Origin of the sequence: Pantoea sp. App145, from assembly GCF_047947045.1 — a bacterium.
Classification (GTDB): domain Bacteria; phylum Pseudomonadota; class Gammaproteobacteria; order Enterobacterales; family Enterobacteriaceae; genus Pantoea.
Genome location: NZ_CP133290.1, coordinates 3,615,355 through 3,627,306 on the forward strand (window position 1 = coordinate 3,615,355; position 11,952 = coordinate 3,627,306).

14 protein-coding genes are annotated in these 11,952 nt (G+C 52.4%); 4 read left to right on the forward strand and 10 right to left on the reverse strand.

Going from position 1 to position 11,952, the window contains the following annotated elements:
* Window positions 1–10: 10 nt before the first annotated feature.
* Together RCF31_RS16770 and mutY are read right to left on the reverse strand one after the other, a co-directional pair.
* Window positions 11–283, reverse strand: coding sequence for an oxidative damage protection protein (locus tag RCF31_RS16770; protein WP_299459904.1), 273 nt, complete (start codon window positions 281–283; stop codon window positions 11–13).
* Window positions 283–1,368 (reverse strand): A/G-specific adenine glycosylase, encoded by a 1,086-nt coding sequence (mutY, locus tag RCF31_RS16775; protein WP_416411757.1) that lies wholly within the window; start codon window positions 1,366–1,368, stop codon window positions 283–285. The genes RCF31_RS16770 and mutY overlap by 1 nt, the downstream gene beginning before the upstream one ends.
* A gap of 154 nt (window positions 1,369–1,522) precedes the next feature.
* On the opposite strand from mutY, the gene trmB reads away from it, so the two are divergent.
* From trmB to RCF31_RS16790, 3 genes are all read left to right on the forward strand, one after another.
* Window positions 1,523–2,242 (forward strand): tRNA (guanosine(46)-N7)-methyltransferase TrmB, encoded by a 720-nt coding sequence (gene trmB, locus RCF31_RS16780; RefSeq protein WP_416411758.1) that lies wholly within the window; start codon window positions 1,523–1,525, stop codon window positions 2,240–2,242.
* The gene (locus tag RCF31_RS16785) at window positions 2,242–2,568 is read left to right on the forward strand and encodes a YggL family protein (protein WP_299459913.1); all 327 of its coding nucleotides are present in this window, start codon (window positions 2,242–2,244) and stop codon (window positions 2,566–2,568) included. Before trmB ends, RCF31_RS16785 begins: the two co-directional genes overlap by 1 nt.
* Before the next feature lie 88 nt (window positions 2,569–2,656).
* On the forward strand, window positions 2,657–3,373 hold the full coding sequence (locus RCF31_RS16790) for a DUF2884 domain-containing protein (RefSeq protein WP_416411759.1): 717 nt from the start codon (window positions 2,657–2,659) through the stop codon (window positions 3,371–3,373).
* 32 nt (window positions 3,374–3,405) lie between these two features.
* Here the strand turns inward: RCF31_RS16790 and RCF31_RS16795 are convergent, their stop codons facing one another.
* The 4 genes from RCF31_RS16795 to tkt form a co-directional block, all read right to left on the reverse strand.
* Window positions 3,406–4,782, reverse strand: a complete 1,377-nt coding sequence (locus tag RCF31_RS16795) for a PTS ascorbate transporter subunit IIC (protein WP_299459919.1) — start codon at window positions 4,780–4,782, stop codon at window positions 3,406–3,408.
* Between the two features lie 99 nt (window positions 4,783–4,881).
* Window positions 4,882–5,154: a PTS sugar transporter subunit IIB gene (locus RCF31_RS16800; RefSeq protein WP_299459922.1), complete on the reverse strand. Its 273-nt coding sequence runs from the start codon at window positions 5,152–5,154 to the stop codon at window positions 4,882–4,884.
* A 46-nt stretch (window positions 5,155–5,200) separates the two neighbouring features.
* Window positions 5,201–5,662: a PTS sugar transporter subunit IIA gene (locus tag RCF31_RS16805; RefSeq protein WP_416411760.1), complete on the reverse strand. Its 462-nt coding sequence runs from the start codon at window positions 5,660–5,662 to the stop codon at window positions 5,201–5,203.
* A 33-nt stretch (window positions 5,663–5,695) separates the two neighbouring features.
* On the reverse strand, window positions 5,696–7,690 hold the full coding sequence (gene tkt, locus RCF31_RS16810) for a transketolase (RefSeq protein WP_416411761.1): 1,995 nt from the start codon (window positions 7,688–7,690) through the stop codon (window positions 5,696–5,698).
* Between the two features lie 476 nt (window positions 7,691–8,166).
* Here tkt and RCF31_RS16815 point away from each other — a divergent pair, with 476 nt between their 5' ends.
* On the forward strand, window positions 8,167–8,901 hold the full coding sequence (locus tag RCF31_RS16815) for a GntR family transcriptional regulator (protein WP_416411762.1): 735 nt from the start codon (window positions 8,167–8,169) through the stop codon (window positions 8,899–8,901).
* 30 nt (window positions 8,902–8,931) lie between these two features.
* Here RCF31_RS16815 and hemW read toward each other — a convergent pair whose 3' ends face one another.
* The 4 genes from hemW to RCF31_RS16835 are packed head-to-tail and all read right to left on the reverse strand — an operon-like array spanning window position 8,932 to window position 11,952.
* Complete coding sequence (gene hemW, locus RCF31_RS16820) at window positions 8,932–10,071, reverse strand: radical SAM family heme chaperone HemW (RefSeq protein WP_299459930.1); 1,140 nt, start codon at window positions 10,069–10,071, stop codon at window positions 8,932–8,934.
* A complete protein-coding gene (gene rdgB / locus RCF31_RS16825) occupies window positions 10,064–10,657 on the reverse strand; it encodes an RdgB/HAM1 family non-canonical purine NTP pyrophosphatase (protein WP_416411763.1) in 594 nt (197 codons plus the stop codon). The genes hemW and rdgB overlap by 8 nt, the downstream gene beginning before the upstream one ends.
* Before the next feature lie 20 nt (window positions 10,658–10,677).
* A complete protein-coding gene (locus RCF31_RS16830; RefSeq protein ID WP_021186199.1) occupies window positions 10,678–11,232 on the reverse strand; it encodes a YggT family protein in 555 nt (184 codons plus the stop codon).
* A gap of 12 nt (window positions 11,233–11,244) precedes the next feature.
* A complete protein-coding gene (locus tag RCF31_RS16835) occupies window positions 11,245–11,952 on the reverse strand; it encodes a YggS family pyridoxal phosphate-dependent enzyme (protein ID WP_084876594.1) in 708 nt (235 codons plus the stop codon).

Below are 11,952 nucleotides of genomic sequence, written 5' to 3' on the forward strand. Positions count from 1 at the left end.
CCCTGAAAGTTTATTTTTCCGGCGGTGTGTAACCTTCAATGTGCACATCTTTGCCTTCAAACAGGAAATTCACCATCTCCTGTTCCAGCACTTTGCGATCGCCCGGGTTCATCATGTTGAGCTTTTTCTCGTTGATCAGCATGGTTTGCTTCGACATCCATTGCTGCCAGGCTTCTTTCGAGATCTCGTTGTAGATGCGCTTACCCAGCTCGCCAGGATAAAGCTGAAAGTCCTGACCTTCAGCGTCACGTTGCAGATAAGTACAAAAAATGGTGCGGCTCATTACTCTTCCTCTTCGGTCACTCGCGTATGCAGTGCCAGTTGCTGGGGGTGTCGCAGTTCATGCAACAGGCGCTCGACCGGCGCAGCCAGACCCACTGACGGTGGTTGCGCTAAGTTATACCAGAGACCGCCTGCTTCATCCATCAGCGACCCGGACGAAGGCCATGCCAGCCACATAGGCACAATATCCAGATGGAAATGGCTGAAGGTGTGACGAAACGCGGTGAGCTGTTGCGGTCGGGCGTGGATGCCACGCTCTGCCAGCCAGTCGAGCATTGCCTGCTCAGTAGTGAATTGCGGGAAACAGAACAGGCCGCCCCACAGGCCCACCGGTGGGCGCTGTTCCAGCCAGACGTCGTCACCATGTTGCATCATTAGGAACCAGCCACTGCGTTCTGGCAGCGTTTGTTTCGGTTTTTTACCGGGATAGCTGGCCCAGCTGTTGTTAGCATAAGCGACGCAACCGCTATTTAGCGGGCAGATTTCACATTTGGGACGCGAGCGGGTACAGACTAACGCGCCAAGATCCATCATTGCCTGATTAAACTGGCTGACGTCCTGCGCAGGCGTAACCTCTTCACTCAGTTGCCACAGACGCTTCTCGACATCTTTTTTACCGGGCCAGCCCGCGACGGCATAACAGCGTGCCAGCACGCGTTTTACGTTGCCATCGAGGATCGGGAAATGCTGGCCGAGCGATAAAGACAGGATGGCACCCGCGGTTGAACGCCCGACGCCAGGCAGCGCCGCCACGTCATCAAAATTACGCGGGAATTCGCCACCATGCTTATCCACCACTTGTTTTGCCGCTTTATGCAGATTGCGCGCACGTGCATAGTAGCCAAGGCCGGTCCACAGGTGCAGCACCTCATCCAGCGGTGCGGCCGCTAAATCGGTTACGGTGGGAAAACGCGCCATAAAGCGTTCAAAATAAGGAATAACGGTGGCAACCTGAGTCTGCTGAAGCATCACTTCAGAGAGCCAGACTTTATAGGGCGTTTTCTCCTGCTGCCAGGGCAGGGTTTTGCGGCCAAAGCGCTGATACCAATCCAGCACCTGTTGCGCGAATTGCGGCGCTTGCATCATAAGAAGGCAATTTTCCATGGTTACTCTACAATCAGGCAGGAATTCCAGCACAGAGAGATCAGGGTGTAAACCGGAAGATTGCAAAGGCTTGCTTCTGCTATTGAACTTTGCATAATGCGCGTTTCCCTGAACAGGCTAATCAGCAGGCTTTGACATGATTAATGACGTCATCACCCCAGAATTTGATGAGAACGGACGGCCATTACGCCGTATCCGCAGTTTTGTGCGCCGCCAGGGGCGCTTAACCAAAGGACAGCAGCTGGCGCTCGATCAATACTGGCCGGAGATGGGCGTCGAGTATCAGCCGGAGCCGCTGGATTTGCCCGGGCTCTTCGGACGCGAAGCCCCCGTGGTACTGGAGATTGGCTTTGGTATGGGGGCATCGTTAGTGACGATGGCGAAAAATAACCCACACCAGAACTTTCTCGGTATTGAAGTGCATGCGCCGGGTGTCGGTGCCTGCCTGGGTTCAGCGAAAGAAGCGGGCGTGGAAAACCTGCGCGTGATGTGTCACGACGCGGTGGAAGTGCTGGAGAAGATGATCCCGGATAATTCGCTGCGCATGGTGCAGCTGTTCTTCCCGGATCCCTGGCATAAAGTGCGTCACAACAAGCGCCGTATCGTCCAGGTGCCGTTTGCCGAACTGGTGATGCGTAAGCTGAAGCTGGGGGGCGTTTTCCATATGGCAACCGACTGGGAAGCCTATGCACAGCACATGCTGGAAGTGATGAGCAGCATTGATGGTTATCACAACCAGTCAGCCAGCCATGATTACGTGCCGCGTCCGGAAACGCGTCCGTTAACTAAATTTGAGCAACGCGGGCAGCGACTGGGCCATGGCGTTTGGGATCTGATGTTTGAGAGGGTGAAATAATGGCCACACAGCGCAGCCGTCGTTTACGTAAGAAGTTGCATATTGATGAGTTTCAGGAACTGGGTTTCTCCGTCGCCTGGCGTTTTGCTGAAGGCACCAGCGAGGAGCAGATTGATAGCACGCTGGATGCGTTTATCAACGAAGCGATCGACCCGAATGGTCTGGCCTACGATGGCAGCGGCTACCTGGTATGGGAAGGGCTGGTATGCCTGCAACAGACCGGCAAATGCACCGATGAACATCGTGAGCTGGTTCGCAAATGGTTACAGGATCGTGGCCTGGCAGATGTGCAGGTGACTGAACTCTTTGATGTGTGGTGGGACTAAGAATCACATAAACGGTGCTCATCGGCACATCCTGTAACGGCGCAATGTATCGTGCCGTTACGGTTCACCCAGGGATGCAGGAGATTTCATGGTTCGTAAAGCGCTTCTCGCCGCGTTGTTGCTGGCGGCGACTCAGGCCCAGGCTGCGTATGAATGCAGCGTTAAGCCACAAGATGATGTGATTATTAAGCCGCAGAGCGTGCAGGTGGTGGGAGAAAACGGCAACCTCGAAATCTCGCCGCAGGGTGATGTGCAGTTCAATGGTCAGCGGGTTAACGTTGACAACGCCACGCGCCAGAAAGCCATCAACTATCAGAACGCGTTGCGTCGCGATTTGCCGTGGATTGACCAGGGTGCCAGCTCGCGTCTGGAGAGAAGCCGGGTAGCACTGGACCAGGTTATCGTCGAAAAACTCGGCCCGAACAGCAACGTACGTAACCGCCTCACCACCCTTGATGGTCAGCTGAAGCAGCAGATGAATCGTATTATCGAACATCGCAGCGATGGTCTGACGTTCCATCATCAGGCAATTGATCAGGTGCGCGCTGATGGCGAAAAATTAGTCCAGAGCACCATGGGTGGCATCCTGCAGGACAGCCTGAATGAGATGGGCAGCCAGCAGGCAGGCAGCGGCAATAACCCGTTGCAGGCTTTAGTCGGTAATCTCGGCGGCTTACAGCAGTCGATTCAAACCGAATGGAACAAGCAGGAGAAGGATTTTCAGAATTTTGGTCATGAGGTGTGTAATCGCGTGACCGACCTGGAAGGGCAGCGTAAAGGCCTGGTGCAGGGAATTAAAGGTTAAAAAAAGGGGCTGATTTCAGCCCCTGATTATTTTTATTCGTTGTTCGCTTCTTTCGCCACCGTCTTATTGCTGGCGGCAAAGTTATAAATAACCAGCAGAGCAAAAATCCCGGTAATCACCATGGTGATGGTGCCTTTGTCCATATATCTGGCCATATTACCGAGGAGAATCCCCGTCACACCAAAATCCGTATCTGAGAAGGTGGTATTGGTTAAGCCCAGTGCACCCAGTACCGGTAATAACGCAACTGGCAGGAAGGTAATCAGCACGCCATGGGCAAATGCACCCAGCATCGCACCACGCTTGCCGCCTGTGGCGTTACCAAATACCCCGGCAGTAGCCCCGCAGAAAAAGTGCGGTACAACGCCCGGCAGAATTAATACCCATTTCAACTGGCCGAGGATAAATAATCCGACCAGGCCACCGACAAAGCTGGAGATAAAACCAACCAGCACTGCATTCGGCGCATAGGGAAAAACAATCGGGCAATCAAGTGCCGGACGGGCATTGGGCACCAGCTTTTCCGAAAATCCGGTAAACGCCGGTACAATCTCTGCCAGAATTAACCGCACACCCTGCAGAATAATAAATACACCGGCGGCGAAGGTAATGGCCTGTACGAATGAATAGACCAGGTAGTTCTGACCATGGCTGAAATGACTTTCCACATAGTCTTTGCCCGCAGAAGCAGACAAAATAAAGTAGATAATCATCATGGTCAGAGAAATCGAGATGGTGCTGTCGCGCAAAAAACTCAGGTTTTTCGGCATGTTCATCTCTTCGGTGGATTTTGATCCTTTACCGACCAGAGAACCAATCCAGCCTGACAGCACATAACCAACCGTACCGGTATGCGCCAGGGCTACCTGATCATGACCCACAATTTTACGCATATGCGGCTGGGCCAGCGCCGGGAAAAACGCCATCAGCATTCCGAGGGCGAGAGAACCGGTGTAAATAAGCTGCACACCCTCAAAACCGGCGACTGACAGAATAATGGCCACCATACAGGCCATATAAAAAGTAACATGGCCGGAAAGGTAGATGTATTTCAGGCGGGTAAAACGGGCAACCACAATATTCGCCACCATGCCAAAAGCCATGATCAGCGTGGTCGGTGCACCGTATTTTTCCAGCGCAATTGAGACCATGGCCTCGTTGTTTGGAATAATACCCTGTACATCAAAGGCCTGCTTGAAGATGTCACCCAGCGGAGTCAGTGAACCGACCAGCACCGACGCACCACCTGCCAGCACTAAAAAGCCCAGAATAGTTTTTACCGTACCTTTAATCACATCCGGGAACGGTTTTCTTTGTGCGACGAGACCAAATAACGCCACTAATCCTACCAGGATTGAGGGCACTTTCAGCACGTCAACAACGACCAATAAAAGGTTTTGGATAAACATAATAACCTCAGCGGTAAGCGTTCTGTTTTATAGTCGTGATCATTCAGGTTGCATATTCCCTGGCTGCAACCTGAATGATTTAGGGTAGAAAAGTTTGAGTCAGGGTTTATTAAAATATTCGCGAATTTTCTGCTCAAGCTCTTTAATGTCAATGATGTTGTTGATGATAATAACCTTGCCTTCAGGAAGATTGGCACTGTAGGCAATGTCTTTACCCATGACAAAAACATCCGCAACGTCGGGGGTTACTGAACCCAGGTCGGAATGTTCAACTTCCGCAGTGATGTCGATGGCTTTCAGCACTTTTTTAATGTTCATCTCCATCATAAAGCTGCTTCCCAGCCCTGAACCGCAAACCGCCATAATTTTCATTTCACACCTCTTGGTTTCTATTCTGAAATATATTTGTCATGCTTGTTTAATTAACAACGTTGTCTGTCAGCAACACCGCACGCAATTCTTCTTTACTGCGGGAGTTGAAGAATTGATTCATCTTGTCTTCATCTGAGAGGACTTCTGCCAGCTCTGAAATCATTTCAATATGACTATTACTATCTGCGGCTGAGAACATAAAAATAGCATCGACCGGATCGTTTTCATCAGCATCAAATTTGACGGGCGTCGCCAGTTTGACGACGGATAACCCGAGTTTATTCGCTCCCTGCTCCGGACGAGCATGCGGCATGGCTATTCGTGGGGCGATAACAAAGTAGGGGCCAATGTCCTCTTTTTGCTGAATGATGACATCAATGTATTGCTGAGAAATGGCACCTTCCTCCAGCAGCGGACGTCCTGCTACCTGAATGGCCTCTTTCCAGTCAGAGATATTTTCCAGGTACTGGATCTTTTCCTCATTCAGCCACTTTGACAGATTCGACATATCGTTTTCCTGCATTAAATACGTGTTCAGTGATTACTTCAGTAAGCTACGGGCGGATTCAAGTACGTTTTCTACCGTAAAGCCGAAATGTTTGAAAAGTACGTTTGCCGGAGCGGACTCACCGAATGATTTCATACCGATCACTTTGCCATCCAGACCGGTGTAGCGCTGCCAGAATCCCTCAATACTGGCTTCAACTGCCAGGCGTTTGCGCACGTCGTGCGGCAGTACCGATTCTTTATATTGCGCATCCTGCTGATCAAAACGTTCGGTGCAGGGGATAGAAACCACCCGTACCTTGCGACCTTCCTGTAACAGAACTTTTGCGGCAGCGACCACCAGCTCGATTTCTGAACCTGATGAAATCAGCAACAGCTCGGGTTTGCCCTCGCAATCAAGCAGCACATATCCGCCGCGCGAAATATCCGCCAGTTGTGCCGCAGAGCGCGGTTGCTGCTCAAGCGATTGCCGGGTCAGAATTAACGCACTGGGTCCGTTTTTACGTTCAATCGCCTGACGCCATGCCACTGCCACTTCGACCTGATCGCAACCGCGCCAGGTTTCCATATTGGGGGTCAGTCGCAGCGAGGCTAATTGTTCAACCGGTTGATGGGTAGGGCCATCTTCACCGAGGCCGATGGTGTCATGGCTATACACGAATACCGAACGGATCTTCATGAGTGCCGCCATACGCACCGCGTTGCGTGCGTATTCCATAAACATCAGGAAGGTGCCGCCGTAGGGGATGAAGCCGCCATGCAGGGCCATGCCATTCATAATGGCGGACATGCCGAACTCGCGCACGCCGTAGGAAATGTAATTGCCCGCCGGATTTTCAGCGCTGAAATCGACGGATTGCTGCTGTCTGGTTAGATTCGACGGTGACAGGTCTGCCGAGCCGCCCAGCATTTCCGGCAATAAATCGGCGAAGTGATTCAGGCACTTCTGGCTGACCTGACGGGTGGCCAGGCTGGCTGGCGTTGCCTGTAACGCCGCGATGTAGTTATCCATATCCTCAGCCCAGTTGGCTGGTAGTTCACCCTGCATACGGCGGGTGAATTCATCAGCGAGCTGCGGCCATTGCTGTTGGTAAGCGGCAAACAGCTGATCCCACGCTTGTTGATTTTTTGCTCCTTGTTCGCGGGCATCCCAGGCCTGGTAGATCGAATCGGGAATTTCAAATGGCGCGTAAGGCCAGTTCAGTGTTTCACGCACCAGCGCGACTTCTGCGGTGCCAAGGGCGGAACCATGACAATCGTGGCTATTGGCTTTATTCGGTGAGCCAAAGCCGATGATGGTTTTGCAACATAACAGGCTGGGTTTGTCCGTGACCGCTTTGGCCTCGCGTACCGCCGCATCGACAGCAGCGGCATTATGCCCATCGACACCTTCAATCACATGCCAGCCGTAAGCGCGGAAACGTGCGGCGGTATCTTCGGAGAACCAGCCTTCGACATGACCATCAATGGAGATACCGTTGTCATCCCAGATGGCGATCAGTTTACCGAGTTGCAGGGTGCCCGCCAGGCCGCAGGCCTCATGGGAAATCCCCTCCATCAGGCAACCGTCACCTAAAAACAGCCAGGTGTAATGATCGACAACGGCAAAATCAGGTTTATTGAACTGAGCCGCCAGCGCTTTCTCGGCAATCGCCATGCCGACCGCATTCGCCACACCCTGGCCCAGTGGCCCGGTGGTGGTCTCTACCCCTGGGGTATAACCATATTCAGGATGCCCTGGGGTGCGGGAATGTAGCTGGCGAAACTGGCGGATGTCCTCAATCGACAGATCGTAGCCAGTCAGATGCAGCAGGGAATAAAGCAGCATCGAGCCATGTCCGTTGGACTGAACATAACGGTCGCGATTGAACCACTGAGGATTTTTGGGGTTGTGACGTAAATGGTGACGCCAGACAACCTCGGCAATATCCGCCATTCCCATCGGGGCACCAGGATGCCCTGAATTGGCCTTCTGGATCGCATCAATGCTGAGAAATCGAATCGCGTTTGCTAACTCTCTATTTACCATGAACTGATCTCGCTTTAGCTCTGTTTTATGCAGTAACCCGGACTCTTTACTGTTGGCCGTTAACGCTTCTGTGGCAAAAGGTGTCCAGTCATTTATCCCTGAAACCTGATGGTTACTGCACCTGGTGTTGTGCGCGTAATGTTTTCTGTTTTTGTTGTTGTAGAAATACTTTTTAATAAAAATGATATTAATTATGTAGTTGTGTTTTATTCTGGAGTTTTTTCATCAACACGCCGGTGTTGGTAGTCAGGTATAGACATGTTTAATGTGTCTAGTCATCTTGATAATGCACATGGACGTGTATAGATACAATATGTAAGATTGAAATCTGGCTGGACACCCTGAGGTTGAGTGCAAATTCGTTAACTCGATCACATCCTGATGCGGTCAGACTGGCACTTAGAAAATAAACTCAGGCATACATGTGCACTCATGGCTCACGGAGCCAGAGCCTACTCTTATCGGGAACAACGTTGATGGTCGATGGCATTACTGAGAAGCAGAAAGAGGTTGTCGATTACATCCTCCGCAAGATTAAAGATGAAGGGCTTCTGCCTGGCGATAAACTCGATACCGAAATTGCGATCGCGAAAAATATCGGCATTACCCGTGCCACTGTGCGGGAAGCAACCCGTATTCTGATTGAGCAGCAGCGCATTTACCGGGTGAAAGGGTCTGGCCTTTTCGTGGGTTCTATTGGGAAAAGTAATCATTCTGGCCGCTTTCACGCCCTGTCACCTTTTGATTATCAGGCGCAGAAAAAGGGTTATAAAGGGATCAGAAAAGTCATTACCGCCAGCATCATCAAAGTGCCATCAGCGGATATGGCGCAGGCACTGCGCATTAAAAACAGCGACCAGGTGTACAAAATTGTTCGTCTGATGTGTTTTGATGATATTCCTGTCGCACTGGAACAGTGCCATCTGCCGGTAAGTATGTTTAGCAGCATGGAGTTCAGCAAGCTGGAAATATCTAAATACTCGTATATTGAACAAATTACGGGCAAGAAGGTTCAGCGCAGGGATCAACATTTAAACGCAATTAATCTGACCAATCCGGAGCAGATTAATCTTCTGAAATTAAAAGAAAATGATGCAGTGCTGGAGATAGCGGAAACCGTCTATCTGGATGATGGTTCACCCTGTGAAGTGAATATTGCGTTAATCAATACGCAACTGCTGCAATTAAGACAGAATACTGAGCGGAATTAATAAAATGGCCCGGAATTATCCGGGCTATTTTTATTCTTCGGCTAAGAACAACTCCAGCAACGAATTAAGGAACAACTTGCCTTTTTCCGTAATCTGCCACTGTTGCTCCGTTTCAACCACGTATCCGGCCGCAATGGCTGCATCAATCTGCGGACGGATGATCGCCTCATCCAGCCCGGTATAGCGACGGAAGTCAGCACGCGGCGCTGCTTCCAGCAGACGGAAACGGTTCATAAAGAACTCGAAAGGTTTATCCGCATCCGCAACCTGATACTGCTTATCCAGATAATTGCCCTTCATAAAGCCACGTGGATGGCGGGTTTTCACCGTACGCAGGATACTGCCATCCGGTTGCGTCAGCTTGCCGTGAGCGCCACAACCAATGCCGAGGTAATCACCAAAGCGCCAGTAATTGAGGTTGTGCTCGCAACGGTAGCCAGGTTTCGCATAGGCGGAGGTTTCATATTGCTGATAACCGGCCGCCGTCAGCAGCTGATGGCCTTGTTCGAAGATATCCCACAGCGCGTCATCATCCGGCAGCACCGGGGGACGCGAACCAAACAGCGTATTTGGCTCGATAGTCAGCTGATACCACGACAGATGCGGCGGATTAAGCGCAATCGCCTGACGTAAATCGTCGAGCGCTTCCTCCAGCGATTGATCGGGCAGGCCGTGCATCAAATCGAGGTTAAAGCTGCGCAGGCCAAGCCCGGCGGCGAGATGGGCGGCGCGTTTCGCTTCTTCCGGGCCATGAATACGACCCAGACGCTCCAGCTTCTGCGGGCTGAAACTCTGCACCCCAATCGAAATACGGTTGATTCCAGCCCGCTGGTAGCCGCTGAAACGATCGGCTTCGACCGTGCCGGGATTGGCTTCCATCGTGATTTCTGCGTCTGCTGCCAGCGGCAGCCGCGCACGCACGCCATCCATCAGCATCTGCATGGCATTGCTGCTCAGCAGGCTGGGGGTGCCACCACCAATAAAAATGGTGCGAACTTCGCGTCCGCTGGTGAGCGGCAAATCCTGCTCCAGATCGTTCAGCAGGTGCTGCACATACTCGATGTGCGGCACCTCGCCTTTCAATGCATGAGAGTTGAAATCACAGTAGGGGCACTTCTGTACACACCACGGAATGTGGATGTAAAGGCTTAACGGCGGTAAATCAGGCATTGCGCATCGCATCCAGTAACAGCGTCAATGCTTTGCCACGGTGAGAAACGGCGCGCTTTTCATCTTTACTCAGCTCCGCAGCCGTTTTGCCCAGTTCAGGGATATAGAAAATCGGATCGTAGCCAAAACCACCCTGGCCTGCTGCGGCACGGGTGATTTCGCCTGCCCAGCTGCCATGAAACACCAGCGGCGTAGGGTCTGTGGCATGGCGTACATACACCAGCACGCAATGGAACTGGGCCTGACGCTCGCCATCCGCGACGTTTTCCAGTGCGACCAACAGCTTCTCAAGATTCTGCTGATCGCTGGCTTCCAGGTCCGCGTAGCGCGCGGAGTAGATGCCCGGAGCACCGCCGAGGGCATCAACCGCCAGACCGGAGTCATCCGCAATCGCGGGCAGGCCGGTGATGTGGGCAGCATGGCGCGCTTTCAGGATAGCGTTTTCGATAAAAGTCAGACCGGTTTCTTCCGCTGACTCCACGCCCAGCTCGGTTTGTGCCACGATATCGAGGCCAAAGGCCGACAGCAGGTCGGCCAGTTCACGAACTTTGCCCGGATTACCGGTGGCGAGAACAACTTTTTGCATAACAGTTCCAGATTAACGAATTACAGCAAGTACCAGAGACCCGGGAACAGGTCCATGCCGAGGAAATTCAGCGCATACAGCACCAGAATCACAATCATGGCAGAAAAATCGATGCCGCCCATCGCTGGCAGAATGCGACGAATCGGTGCCATCAGCGGTTCGGTCAGTTGAATCAATACATAATCAATCGGACCACGGCCCTGGCTGATCCAGCTCATCAGCGAACGGATGATGATCACCCAGAACACCAGATAACCGGCAGACTTCAGCAACGACAGCAATCCGACCAACAGGTTGGTGGGATCGACTGAGAACACGCCGACCTGAATTAACAGCAGAATCGGGTATTTCAGGGTGGTCAGCACAAACGCCAGCAGCAGCGATGCGGTATCAATCGGCCCCAAAGCAGGCAGCACGCGGCGCAGCGGTTTGATGATCGGCTGGGTAATCTTCACGACAAACTGCGACAGCGGATTATAGAAGTCACAGCGTGACCACTGCATCCAGATACGCAGCAGTAATACCATCACGTACAGGTCGATCAGCGTTTTGACTAAAAACGTCATTGTTAACATGAGGTTCCTCAATTATTGTTGTGAAGTGCGCGCATAATCCCGCGCGCCAAATACGGCGGTGCCGATGCGCACCATGGTACTGCCTGCGGCAATGGCCGCTTCCATGTCGTCGCTCATTCCCAGAGAAAGCGTATCGACGCCAGGGTAATCCTGTTGCAAGGCACGAAACGCAGCAGCCATCTGCTGGCATACTGCCAGTTGGCGATCGTAATCCTGCTCGGGGGCCGGAATCGCCATCAGACCGCGTAAACGCAGCTGCGGTAAAGCTGCGATCTCCTGTGCCAGCGTCGGCAGCGCATCCAGCATGATGCCAGATTTGCTGTTCTCGTCACTGATATTTACCTGAATTAACACATTAAGCGGCGGCAAATGTGCCGGGCGCTGGTCATTCAGACGCTGCGCGATGCGCAGTCGATCGACGGTGTGACACCAGGCAAAATGCTCCGCCACCAGACGGCTCTTATTCGACTGCAACGGCCCGATGAAGTGCCATTGCAGATCAGGATGTGCGGCCAGCGCGGTGACTTTTTCAACCCCTTCCTGCACGTAATTTTCGCCGAATGCCCGTTGTCCGGCCGCTATCGCTTCTGCAACTGCGCTCACAGGTTTGGTTTTACTCACTGCAAGCAGCGTGATTTCTTCTGGCGCGCGTCCGCAACGCGCAGCGGCAGCGGCGATACGCTCGCGCACTTGCTGTAAGTTGTGCTCAATGGAAGTCAT

What these genes read in the sequence shown, in the direction of transcription:
- RCF31_RS16835 (WP_084876594.1), bottom strand. Translation starts at nt 11,952, where the DNA reads ATGACTTCCATTGAGCACAACTTACAGCAAGTGCGCGAGCGTATCGCC.
- tkt (WP_416411761.1), bottom strand. Translation starts at nt 7,690, where the DNA reads ATGGTAAATAGAGAGTTAGCAAACGCGATTCGATTTCTCAGCATTGAT.
- RCF31_RS16805 (WP_416411760.1), bottom strand. Translation starts at nt 5,662, where the DNA reads ATGTCGAATCTGTCAAAGTGGCTGAATGAGGAAAAGATCCAGTACCTG.
- RCF31_RS16800 (WP_299459922.1), bottom strand. Translation starts at nt 5,154, where the DNA reads ATGAAAATTATGGCGGTTTGCGGTTCAGGGCTGGGAAGCAGCTTTATG.
- rdgB (WP_416411763.1), bottom strand. Translation starts at nt 10,657, where the DNA reads ATGCAAAAAGTTGTTCTCGCCACCGGTAATCCGGGCAAAGTTCGTGAA.
- RCF31_RS16830 (WP_021186199.1), bottom strand. Translation starts at nt 11,232, where the DNA reads ATGTTAACAATGACGTTTTTAGTCAAAACGCTGATCGACCTGTACGTG.
- RCF31_RS16770 (WP_299459904.1), bottom strand. Translation starts at nt 283, where the DNA reads ATGAGCCGCACCATTTTTTGTACTTATCTGCAACGTGACGCTGAAGGT.
- mutY (WP_416411757.1), bottom strand. Translation starts at nt 1,368, where the DNA reads ATGATGCAAGCGCCGCAATTCGCGCAACAGGTGCTGGATTGGTATCAG.
- hemW (WP_299459930.1), bottom strand. Translation starts at nt 10,071, where the DNA reads ATGCCTGATTTACCGCCGTTAAGCCTTTACATCCACATTCCGTGGTGT.
- RCF31_RS16815 (WP_416411762.1), top strand. Translation starts at nt 8,167, where the DNA reads ATGGTCGATGGCATTACTGAGAAGCAGAAAGAGGTTGTCGATTACATC.
- RCF31_RS16790 (WP_416411759.1), top strand. Translation starts at nt 2,657, where the DNA reads ATGGTTCGTAAAGCGCTTCTCGCCGCGTTGTTGCTGGCGGCGACTCAG.
- trmB (WP_416411758.1), top strand. Translation starts at nt 1,523, where the DNA reads ATGATTAATGACGTCATCACCCCAGAATTTGATGAGAACGGACGGCCA.
- RCF31_RS16785 (WP_299459913.1), top strand. Translation starts at nt 2,242, where the DNA reads ATGGCCACACAGCGCAGCCGTCGTTTACGTAAGAAGTTGCATATTGAT.
- RCF31_RS16795 (WP_299459919.1), bottom strand. Translation starts at nt 4,782, where the DNA reads ATGTTTATCCAAAACCTTTTATTGGTCGTTGTTGACGTGCTGAAAGTG.